Raw genomic sequence first — 10,283 nt, forward strand, 5'->3', positions numbered from 1 at the left:
CCGATTCCGGCTGCAGTCCGGGCGCCCCGCACCGGTGGTGGGTGGAGGGCGCCCGGTGTGCGGCGGTCAGGAAAGGGCGTTCATGGACGACGTGCAGGAACTCGCGTTACCGGCACAGGTGTTGCCGCAGCCGTCGTCGGTCGGGCAGGCCGTTTCGGCGAGCGGCGCGAGCGTCACGAGGAGCCGGACGTCGAGCAGGAACTCGTCCGGGTCGTATTCGTCGGGCCTCACATCCCGGTGATCCGTGGGCAGTGGCGGATCGACGAGGGCCAGGCCACCGAGGGGGTGGTCGTCGTGCGTCATGTGTGATTCTCCTTCGCTGTCGTGGATGGCGTGTTCCAGCCCCGGCGAGCGTCCGTCGGCCGGGGCCAGGAGATGGACACCAGGGTGTGTCGCTTGCGGACGACCCGCCCATCCGGGTCTGTCGGGGCGGGGGTTGATGCCGGGAGAACCCGGTAGTGCGCACCTGGTCCGCCCCGGTGGTCGTGGCTCCACACCCGCAACTGCTCGGTGATCCGCTCGGCGAGTTCGTGCGCGCGAGGTCCGTGGGCTCGGACACCGAACTCCACGTACTCGGCGTCGTCGGCCGCGGTGCGGGTGACGATGTAGGCGAGGTTGCCGCCGTCGACGACGGCCATCGCGGAGGTGCGTGTGCCCGGCAGGGTCACCTTGCCGGGCTGCTGGGGGTCGATGGACAGCCAGCAGAACCCGGGTTGGGTGGTGGCCATCCACATCTGGGCCGTGTCGAGGAGTTCCTGGGTGCCGATCACGGCTCCGCTCCACACCTCGACTGAGTCCGTGCCCACCGCGGCCTGCAGCTTTTCGGGTTGCAGCGCGTTGTACTCGTCATCGAAGCGCAGACGGACTCCGCCGCTGTCCAGGACGACGAGTTGGGCCTGGTGTCCGCCCTCGCCCCGCATCGGTACGAAGCCGAACAGCTTCGACGCGACGCTCGTCAGACCACCGGGGACCTCTGGGTCCTTGGCGAACACGATCGTGCGGGGGAGACCGAGCATGCGCAGTGGGACGAGCAACAGTCCGTCGTCGGCGAGCTGCTCGACCCACGCCGGCGGAATGTCCCAACTGCCGACCGTCACCAGGATCCGGTCGTACGGCGCGCCGTAGGGCACCCCGGCCTCTGCGTCCGCGAGCACGACCTTCACCCTTGAGGCATATCCGTTCTCCGCCAACAGACGGTCGGCCCGCTCGGTGACCCAGGGGTCGATGTCGACCGTCGTCACCCGCCCATCGGGGCCCACCAGTTCCGCGAGCAATGCCGCGTTGTAGCCGCCCGAGCCGATCTCCAGCACGTTCATGCCCGGCTCGATGCGGGCCCGGTCGAGCATGTAGGACTGGACGTGCATGTCGGACACGGAGCTGACCGCGTTGTCATCCTCGTCGCGCTTGGTTACCACCGCCGTGTAGGGGTCCCAGGCCACTTCGGGGTTCGCCTCGGGGATGAACCGATGCCGTGGCACCGCGCGAAACGCCGCCTCCACCCGCGGCGAGGTGATGGTCTCGGCAGAGCGCAGCTCCTCGATGGCGGCATCGCGCAAAGCGTCGACATTCATGTGTTCGGTGGTCGTACCGGTCACTGAGCGTCCTTGTCGTCGGCGTGTCGAGGAGGGCTGTGCGCGCGTCGCCGCCCACGGCGAACCTGTGACGGACCAGCCTTGCCGGCCGCCTCGGGATCCCAGGACTCGGGGACACGGCGTCAGTGGTGCGAATCCGAAAACGCCCAATCGCCGATGCCTCGCTCGGTACGGTTGTCGGACGTCACGCAGACAGGACTACGCCCACCGGTGTCGGGTCGTCCAGAAAGTTCACACGGATTCACACTCGTGCGAGCGGCCCGGACCGGACCGAGAATGCGCGGCCCCTGTCCTTCGTGCACGAGACCTGCCGTCGGTTGAGGAGCGTGCGATGAGCAACGAACCCGGACGTGAACACCCGTCCGACGCCGACCAACCCCCGTCGATCACCCCGATCTTCGTCGGCATCGACGAAAAGTCACCCGCCAACAAGTGCCCCGCCGTCCTGGTGATCCCCGGCACCGGCGACCTGCTCCAGGTCGGCCGCAGGGTCACCGACCCCGGCGCGCTTGCCGCGATCGCCGAACACACGGCGATCGCGGACGACGAGGTCGCGATCTGGACCCCGGCGAACCTGCGGCCCGCCCTCCTCGAGGCCCTCACCGGCCCCGAGAACACCGACCGACACGGCCCCGGCGAACCGGCCTTCGAGGACCTCCTGGCCTCCACGACGCGATCCGTCGTGCACCTGGAGGCCCGTGACACCTACGACCCCAACGACCCCGCGTTCCACAAATGGCAACAAGACGGCGACGCCTCCTACGACTGGGACGCCTGGATCGACTTGGTCCGGCCCGCCGTCGAACGCGGGGTACGGTTCCGGCGGCTGCGGATCGTCTCGGAACCGGTCAGCGACTACATCCGGTGGGAACACGCCATCAGCCACGGCAACATCGCAGCCGGCGAGGAACTGCGGTGGCTGCCCCGCCACCTCGCGTTCGACCTGCCCCACCCCGTCGCGGACTTCTTCATGTGGGACCAGCGACTCGTCGCCTACAACTTCACCGACGGCAACGGCGTCGACACCAACCGCATGGAGTACATCGCCGACCCCCGACACGTACTGCCCGTGGTCGGCATGTTCGAGATGCTGTGGGAACGCGGCATCCGCCACGCGGACTACATCCCGACCTGACCCCCACCCAGACGATCCAACGCGCCGCGAATCAGCGCGACCGCAGCCGTGCCGGTCACCGCCAACGACCACAGGCGGTCCCACAGATCCGTGTACAGGACGACTTCCTCCGGCCGGGTCACCGACAGATAGCCCGACACCAACTCGACCGTTACCAGGTGCGCGTCGGTGATGTCGAATGCCTCCTCCGGGTGCACACCACGCCGGTCGGACCCGGCCGGAATGATCCCAAGGAACACGTTCGGCCGCTGCCGCAGCTCCAGCAGGTGCAGCAACTGCCGTCGATGCAGGTCCCGCGCGTACGGCCGATACGACAGAACCGGTTCCTCCAACAGGAAGTACCAACGCGCGTCCGCCCGCGCCAACAATCTCTGACGGTCCATTCGCTCCGCCACGGCCGCCTCGACCTCGGCCTCCGGCGCCGCGCTGTCGATCCGCTGTTCGAGGAGCACTCCGTTCAACGCCGCCGTGGTGTACTCCCGCGTTTGCAGCATCCCTGGCATCACCTTGGGCTGATACGAACGCGCCAGACGAAGCTCCTCGTACAAACGCCGGATCGACTTCTGCGCCGCCGCCAAACCGCCCTCGTTCAGTTGTGCGTACGTAACCCACATCCCGGCCACCGCGGCCTGCTCGGCAAGCAACGCCCGGCGCAACGCGCCGTCGGCCCCGCACACCGAACACCACAACTCCACATGGCGCGGTGTGATCGTCCGCCGCCCCCTCTCGATCATCGACACCGGCGAAGACGTCCGCCACCCGACCCTCTCGGCAAACGCCCGCCCGGAAAGGCCACTTCCCTCCCGCAGCACGCGCAGCCGACCACCCAACAGCTCACGGGCCGCCCGGGCCGATGACGACGGAGAAGAGAGCATGATCCCGCCATCATGCCGCCGGCGCCGGTGTTCGCAACCAACGACTCCGCAGTTGCGGCGGCGACCTCGAGGACGCTCTGCGGCGCCGGCTCGGTTGACATCGACCGGCCACAAGCCACGGACCTCACGAAACGAATCGATGAACCGACCGCCCGAAACCGGGAACCGAACGGCCGGCTCACCCGACTCCGACACGACCGGCAGGAACTCGAACGGAGACTCCCTGAAACCGACGACGACCTCGTCGCTGCCGGGGCAAGCCGTCGGCGCGTGATCCGAACCGGGAACACCTAGCGGAACGCGTCGTGATACCTGCGCAGTCGGGGGGCACGTATGGCGGGTAGCCCGGCCAGGGTGTATTCGAAGGCGTGGTGGTGGGGCCTCAGCGGGTACCAGGGGCGCGACGGCAGAGGGTAGTCGTCGCGCAGGACGCCTTCGGGGAGCACCCCGGTCGCGGGCATCGGTGAGGTCTCGCCCGGGTGGGCGAGATACGCCCAGACCCCGCTGTCCAGCGGCACCACGGCGCCCTCGTCGCCGGGCGGGCGCCAAGGCGCGCCGGTGAGGGGATGGCGGGGGACGAGGAGGACGTCGGGACGAGGTCGGGGCGTGTGGATCCCCGGGCCGGCCAACCCCACGGACCGGGCATCGGGTTGCCCGCCCGGGAGGTAGCGGCCGACGGCGTGGCCGAGCAACTCGGCGACACTGCCGGCGGGGAGGATCACCGGGCGGTTCTTGGTGGCTGCCACGAGGTGAGCCGACGCGACCCCGACCGCCGCCTCCCAGCGGCGGCTCCACGACCCGTCGGGTTCGACGGGTGGGACGCGGTGCTCGACGCGCTCCAGGTCCTCCCAGTCGGGAGGCGGACCGGCGGGGAGCCCCGAGGGGCGGCGTACGACCGCGTCGGGCTCCATCCACACCGTCTGCCACATTCCGCAGTCGTCCAAGCGGGTCGCCACGGCCCGCCCGCACCCCTCGCACGCCAGGTTGGGGCCTGCCCGGCCGTCCACACCCATGCAGTAGCCCTCGCACTTCTCGGGGATCAGGGCCATGGATCGGGAGTCGCCGGGGGCGATGACGATCCTGTTCCGCGCGCCGAACGAGACGGAGTACACCGGCGCGTACACGCCCTGCCGGGCAGCCGCGTCCACTCCGACCTCCTCCCACAACCGCCACGGCGGTCCGGTGGGCCGGGGATCCATGGGGCGGTGACTTGCTCGTGGGCGCGGTCCTTGAGCACCAGGCGGGGGGTGTACGTGCCCTCGGCGTCCGGCGGATGCTTCGGGACGGCGAGTATCGCGGTGAGCGTGCCCAGGATGCTCTGCATGGTGGAGCGCGGGTGGCCTTGGTATCAACGACCCGGAGGGCCCCACGCGGCACGGGCCCTCCGCTGTTCTATTGGCCGACGAGAGCCGCATCCTGGTCGACCGTGCCCGCGCGGCGGACACCGAACGGGCGTTTGCCGTGAAGTCACGGCAGGCGGCCACGTTCGGCGGGGTGGACTTGGATCGCGACGCTGAGGCGCTGCGGGTGAGTGTCACCGGGTTGCCGGGCTTCGCGGTCGGCGGCCGAGGAGATGCTGCGCTGGTGGGCCGAATACCGGCTGTACGACCGGCAGATGCGGATCATGGTCGCCCGGGGCGATATCCGGGACGCCATCGATTTCACCACCAGCTATCGGGAGAACGCCTCCAACTGGTCCTTCGACCGTCTCACCAAGGCACTGGACGCGGTGACGGCGATCAACCGCGCCCACATGGACTCCGCGACGGACGCCGGCCTGGACGGCTTGGCCGGACGTGGCCCGGCAGCCGCGTTCCTGGCCTTGGTCGCCGCCGTGCTGGTGTGGGCGGGGATTCGCCCGCGACTGGCGCAATACCGCACTGGCGAGCCGTCCGCACGGCGGCTGTTCCGCCGTGACGCCCGATCCGTGCGCTTCGCTCCCACTACCGCTCCGGCTGCCGGAGCGGGCGCATCGAACGGCTTGTGCCCCGGAGCAGCCGTCGATCCTGCCGCGACCTCCGTTGCCCCCATCGGGATCGGCCACACCGACCGAAAGCGGGACGCTGCCCGCGCGTCGGTGACGACGGTCAGCGTGCGGCTTGTGCGAACGCGGTGCCGACCTGGTCGGCGAGGGTGACCGCCACCAGCCGGGCCTGAAGGGAGGGGGCGGCCCCCGGCTCGGCGTCGAGCATGAAGCGGCCGTGGAAGTGGCCGCCTCGATACACCCGCAGTTCGATCTCCTCGGCCGGAAGACCACGTCGCTCGACGTCCCAGGTACGCGGCCCGACGACACCGAGCCGTCCTGCTCCAGGCGCGGCGGGCGGCCCATCAGCCTGCCGTACTCGAATCGACAGGCGCGCAGATCCAGCAGGGTGACCAGGTGGGCCTTGACCGCGTCGACCACGGCGTCGGGCGACGCCGACGAGCGGGCCGCCTCCGCGGTGTCGCGGATACGGGCGAGGTGATCCGCGTCGGTGATGGCGACGACCTGCAACTGCCGGGCCCGGGCGGCGATCTGCGAAACGGTCAGTCCGACGAGCAGCAAAGGACCGCCATCTGGACGTCGGCTGACCGGGTGATGGTGAAGCTCTCGTACGGCCGGGTGAAGAAGAAGTCGAACCACACCGTGGCCGAAAGGGCGGCGAGCGCCCCGGCGAGCCGATGGCCGTTCGCGGCCACCGCGACCACGACGACCACCATGCACAGAGCCACGTTCGCGCTCGCGAAGTGTTTTCGGAACGATGCCGGCACTCCCGCGACCGCCACCGGCACAAGCACGGCCGCCACCAGGGCCACGCGGTCCCGATTCGGATAGCCAGGCATCACGAGGCACCTGCACGAAGCCACATGGTCCGTTGGCAAGGTCGGTCGTCGATCCCCCGTATGGACCGACCCGAGTATCCAACTATGCGGTGGAATGCCCGTTGGGCCTCGGGATATGTCCACCCACCCGGATGGTCGTCGCGACGCGGCGTCAAGGCCGCGACAAGGTCGAATCGGGTGCCATCAAAGGCGTGTCAAGGTTCGCCCGGATGGCTGAAGAGCGAGGAATTTGAGAGTCGCTCCTGCCGCATCCGACGAGGAGTCAAACGTGGCCGACTTGGTGTTCGTTCTCGCGACCGTTGCCTTCTTCGCTCTGGTGACTCTCATCGCGCGGGGGGTGGCGAAGCTCTGATGCCCCGGGAAGCCGCGCTCTTCTCCGCCCCCGCTCCCTTCGTTGCGCATTTCTTCCCCGAATCGAGGGTTGCGCCATGAGTGCCGAAAGCATCGTCGGTCTGTCCGTGGCGATCGTTCTGCTTGCCTACCTGGTGTTCGCGCTGCTCTTCCCCGAGAAGTTCTGATGGGCACCACCCTCGGGGGAGTCCTGCAACTCACCATGCTGATCGTGGTGCTCGCCGCCCTGCACCGCCCGTTCGGCGACTACATGGCCCACGTCTACAGCAGCCCTCGACATCTGCGCGGCGAGCGGTGGATCTACCGCCTGGTCGGGGTGAACCCGGACACCGAGCAGCACTGGGGCATGTATCTGCGCAGCATCCTGGCGTTCTCGCTGTTCTCGGTGCTGGGGCTGTACGGGCTGCTGCGACTCCAGGAACACCTGCCGTGGGACCTGGGCATGCAGGCGATGCCGGCCGATCAGGCGTTCAACACCGCGGTGTCGTTCACCACCAACACGAACTGGCAGTCGTACTCGGGCGAGGCGGCGCTGGGGCACCTCGCCCAGATGGCCGGCCTGACCGTGCAGAACTTCGTCTCCGCCGCCGTGGGCATGGCCGTCGCGATCGCGCTCGTGCGGGGATTCACGCGGACCCGTTCGGGGGAGATCGGCAACTTCTGGGTGGACCTGGTGCGCGGCACCGTACGCATCCTGCTCCCGATCGCCGTCGTCGGCACGATCGTGCTCGTCGCGTCCGGCACGCTCCAGAACCTGGCCGACCCGCACACCGTCACCACCCTGTCGGGCGGATCGCAGACGATCCCCGGCGGTCCGGTGGCCTCGCAGGAGGTCATCAAGGAACTGGGCACCAACGGCGGCGGTTTCTTCAACGCGAACTCGGCGCACCCGTTCGAGAATCCCAACGCGTTCACCAACCTGTTCGAGATCTTCCTGATCCTGGTCATCCCGTTCTCGATGCCCCGCACGTTCGGCAAGTTGGTCGGCAACGTCAGGCAGGGCTACGCGATCCTCGGCGCGATGTTCGCCATCTGGTTCGTGGCCGTGTGCCTGATGTGGTGGACCGAGGCGCACGGGCACGGCACCGCGCCGCAACTCGCAGGTGGGTCCATGGAGGGCAAGGAGCAGCGGTTCGGCATTCCGGGATCGTCGGTCTTCGCGGTATCGACCACGATGACCTCCACCGGCGCGGTCGACTCGTTCCACTCCTCGTTCACGGGACTGGGCGGCGGCATCACGATGCTGGGCATGATGCTCGGCGAGATCACGCCGGGCGGAGTCGGCTCGGGCTTGTACGGGATTCTGATCATGGCCATCGTCGCGGTTTTCGTGGCGGGCCTGATGGTCGGCCGCACGCCCGAGTATCTGGGCAAGAAGATCGGCGCCGGCGAGATGAAGCTCGTCGCGATGTACATCCTGGTCGTACCCGCCACCATCCTGACCCTGACGGGCCTCACCCTCGCGCTGCCCGGCGAGCGGGCGGCGATCCTGAACTCGGATTCGCCGCACGGCCTTTCCGAAGTGCTGTACGCGTTCACGTCGGGTGCCAACAACAATGGCAGCGCGTTCGCCGGGCTCTCGGCGAACACCGAGTACTACAACGTGTGGATCGGGATCGCGATGCTCGTGGGCCGGTTCGTGCCGATGACCCTCGCGCTGGCCCTGGCCGGAAAGCTGGCCGCGCAGGGAACCGTGCCCGTGTCGGTGGGCACCCTCAAGACCCACCGCCCCCTGTTCGTGGGCACGCTCGTGGGGGTGATCCTCATCGTCGCGGGCCTGACCTTCTTCCCCGCGCTCTCGCTCGGCCCGCTCGCGGACGGCCTGACGTGAGCGGCCGTCGATCCGTACGACCGCGCACCCCTTCGGGGCGGGACGATCACCTGACCACCGAGGAGGGTTGCCGCCCATGTCGTCGGTGACGCAAGCCCCGCACGACCCGCGTTCCGCCGGGCCCGGCTCGGGCGTCGGGCCGTCGCGGGTGGCTGCGGGCCTCTTCGACCCGCAGGCGCTGTTGAAGTCCCTGCCGGACGCGCTGCGCAAGCTGGATCCGCGCTTCATGGCGCACTCGCCGGTGATGTTCGTGGTCGAGATCGGCTCGGTGCTGACCACGGTCCTGGCGATCAAGGACTCGACCACGTTCGCGTGGGTCGTCACGGTGTGGCTGTGGCTCACGGTCGTCTTCGCCAACCTGGCCGAGGCCGTCGCCGAGGGGCGCGGCAAGGCGCAGGCCGACACGCTGCGTGCGGCCAAGAGTGACACCGTCGCCCGACGACTGGCCGCCGACGGATCCGAGGAGGCGGTACCCGGGGCTCGGTTGCGGATCGACGACCTCGTGGTGTGCGAGGCCGGCGACGTCATCCCCGGCGACGGCGACGTGGTCGAGGGGGTCGCGAGTGTGGACGAGTCGGCGATCACCGGCGAGTCCGCGCCGGTGATCCGCGAGTCGGGCGGCGACCGGTCCGCGGTGACCGGCGGTACGAAGGTGCTGTCGGACCGGATCGTCGTCAAGATCACCACCAAGCCCGGTGAGACCTTCATCGACCGGATGATCGCCCTGGTCGAGGGCGCCGCCCGGCAGAAGACGCCGAACGAGATCGCGCTCAACATCCTGCTCGCGTCGTTGACCATCGTCTTCCTGTTCGCGGTGGTCAGCCTCCAACCCCTGGCCGTGTACTCGCACGCCGAGCAGTCGCTGATCATCCTGGTCGCGCTGCTGGTCTGCCTGATCCCCACGACCATCGGGGCACTGTTGTCGGCGATCGGCATCGCCGGCATGGACCGACTGGTGCAGCGCAACGTGCTCGCGATGTCGGGGCGCGCGGTGGAGGCGGCGGGCGACGTGTCGACGCTGCTGCTGGACAAGACCGGCACGATCACCCTCGGCAATCGCCAGGCGTCCGAGTTCGTAGCCGTCGACCACCTGTTCGAGGACGTACTCGCCGACGCCGCGCAACTTTCCTCGCTCGCGGACGAGACGCCCGAAGGCCGCTCGATCGTGGTGCTCGCCAAGGAGCGTTACGGGCTGCGCGAGCGGCAGCAGGGCGAACTCGGGCATGCGGAGTGGGTCGCCTTCAGTGCCCAGAGCCGCATGTCCGGGGTCGACCTGACGCAGGACGGCGTCGTCCGGCGGGTGCGCAAGGGTGCCGCGTCGGCGATCAACGCGTGGGTGTCCGAACGGGGCGGCACCGTTCCGGCCCGGTCGGGCGAGCTGGTCGACGGCATCTCGGCTGCGGGCGGTACGCCGCTGCTGGTCGCGGTCGAGGACGCGGGTGGTGCTCGGATTCTGGGCGTGATCCACCTCAAGGACGTGGTCAAGGAGGGCATGCGGGAGCGGTTCGACGAACTGCGCCGGATGGGGATTCGGACCGTGATGATCACCGGCGACAACCCGCTGACCGCGAAGGCGATCGCGGACGAGGCCGGCGTCGACGACTTCCTCGCCGAGGCCACCCCCGAGGACAAGATGGCCCTGATCCGGCGCGAGCAGGCGGGCGGCAGGCTGGTCG

The 10,283-nt window shown here is 69.1% G+C and carries 10 protein-coding genes; 5 read left to right on the forward strand and 5 right to left on the reverse strand.

All coding sequences use genetic code 11. The features are described from left to right. Positions 1–66 precede the first annotated feature (66 nt). Together ACFXMF_RS15620 and fxlM are read right to left on the reverse strand one after the other, a co-directional pair. Positions 67–303 carry an FxLD family lanthipeptide gene (locus tag ACFXMF_RS15620; protein WP_379990719.1) on the reverse strand — a complete coding sequence of 79 codons (237 nt, stop codon included), beginning with the start codon at positions 301–303 and terminating at the stop codon, positions 67–69. Beyond that, entirely contained in the window at positions 300–1,571 is a 1,272-nt protein-coding gene (fxlM, locus tag ACFXMF_RS15625) for a methyltransferase, FxLD system (RefSeq protein ID WP_379990720.1), read from the reverse strand. The genes ACFXMF_RS15620 and fxlM overlap by 4 nt, the downstream gene beginning before the upstream one ends. Positions 1,572–1,923: 352 nt before the next feature. On the opposite strand from fxlM, the gene ACFXMF_RS15630 reads away from it, so the two are divergent. Further along, positions 1,924–2,727, forward strand: coding sequence for a DUF6879 family protein (locus tag ACFXMF_RS15630; RefSeq protein WP_380020657.1), 804 nt, complete (start codon positions 1,924–1,926; stop codon positions 2,725–2,727). On the opposite strand, the gene ACFXMF_RS15635 is transcribed toward ACFXMF_RS15630, so the two are convergent. After that, positions 2,712–3,602, reverse strand: coding sequence for a Scr1 family TA system antitoxin-like transcriptional regulator (locus tag ACFXMF_RS15635; protein ID WP_379991464.1), 891 nt, complete (start codon positions 3,600–3,602; stop codon positions 2,712–2,714). The genes ACFXMF_RS15630 and ACFXMF_RS15635 overlap by 16 nt on opposite strands. 290 nt (positions 3,603–3,892) lie before the next feature. Continuing rightward, positions 3,893–4,750, reverse strand: coding sequence for a hypothetical protein (locus ACFXMF_RS15640; protein ID WP_379991465.1), 858 nt, complete (start codon positions 4,748–4,750; stop codon positions 3,893–3,895). A 425-nt stretch (positions 4,751–5,175) separates the two neighbouring features. Here ACFXMF_RS15640 and ACFXMF_RS15645 point away from each other — a divergent pair, with 425 nt between their 5' ends. Then, positions 5,176–5,739: a hypothetical protein gene (locus ACFXMF_RS15645; protein ID WP_379991466.1), complete on the forward strand. Its 564-nt coding sequence runs from the start codon at positions 5,176–5,178 to the stop codon at positions 5,737–5,739. Between the two features lie 389 nt (positions 5,740–6,128). Here the strand turns inward: ACFXMF_RS15645 and ACFXMF_RS15650 are convergent, their stop codons facing one another. Next, positions 6,129–6,425 (reverse strand): DUF4118 domain-containing protein, encoded by a 297-nt coding sequence (locus ACFXMF_RS15650; RefSeq protein ID WP_379991467.1) that lies wholly within the window; start codon positions 6,423–6,425, stop codon positions 6,129–6,131. 428 nt (positions 6,426–6,853) lie between these two features. Between ACFXMF_RS15650 and kdpF the strand changes: the two genes are divergently transcribed. The 3 genes from kdpF to kdpB all read left to right on the forward strand — a co-directional run. After that, on the forward strand, positions 6,854–6,943 hold the full coding sequence (kdpF, locus tag ACFXMF_RS15655; protein ID WP_379991468.1) for a K(+)-transporting ATPase subunit F: 90 nt from the start codon (positions 6,854–6,856) through the stop codon (positions 6,941–6,943). Next, on the forward strand, positions 6,943–8,607 hold the full coding sequence (gene kdpA / locus ACFXMF_RS15660; protein WP_379991469.1) for a potassium-transporting ATPase subunit KdpA: 1,665 nt from the start codon (positions 6,943–6,945) through the stop codon (positions 8,605–8,607). The genes kdpF and kdpA overlap by 1 nt, the downstream gene beginning before the upstream one ends. A 76-nt stretch (positions 8,608–8,683) precedes the next feature. After that, positions 8,684–10,283: potassium-transporting ATPase subunit KdpB (gene kdpB, locus ACFXMF_RS15665; RefSeq protein WP_380020659.1), on the forward strand; the 1,600-nt coding region annotated here is incomplete at its 3' end.

The sequence above is a fragment of the Embleya sp. NPDC059213 genome, assembly GCF_042754445.1.
Classification (GTDB): Bacteria; Actinomycetota; Actinomycetes; order Streptomycetales; family Streptomycetaceae; genus Embleya.

Excerpts from the sequence above, each read along its gene's own strand:
- ACFXMF_RS15645 (WP_379991466.1), top strand. The coding sequence starts at position 5,176 with ATGCTGCGCTGGTGGGCCGAATACCGGCTGTACGACCGGCAGATGCGG.
- ACFXMF_RS15620 (WP_379990719.1), bottom strand. The coding sequence starts at position 303 with ATGACGCACGACGACCACCCCCTCGGTGGCCTGGCCCTCGTCGATCCG.
- ACFXMF_RS15650 (WP_379991467.1), bottom strand. The coding sequence starts at position 6,425 with ATGCCTGGCTATCCGAATCGGGACCGCGTGGCCCTGGTGGCGGCCGTG.
- kdpF (WP_379991468.1), top strand. The coding sequence starts at position 6,854 with ATGAGTGCCGAAAGCATCGTCGGTCTGTCCGTGGCGATCGTTCTGCTT.
- ACFXMF_RS15630 (WP_380020657.1), top strand. The coding sequence starts at position 1,924 with ATGAGCAACGAACCCGGACGTGAACACCCGTCCGACGCCGACCAACCC.
- ACFXMF_RS15635 (WP_379991464.1), bottom strand. The coding sequence starts at position 3,602 with ATGCTCTCTTCTCCGTCGTCATCGGCCCGGGCGGCCCGTGAGCTGTTG.
- fxlM (WP_379990720.1), bottom strand. The coding sequence starts at position 1,571 with ATGAATGTCGACGCTTTGCGCGATGCCGCCATCGAGGAGCTGCGCTCT.
- kdpA (WP_379991469.1), top strand. The coding sequence starts at position 6,943 with ATGGGCACCACCCTCGGGGGAGTCCTGCAACTCACCATGCTGATCGTG.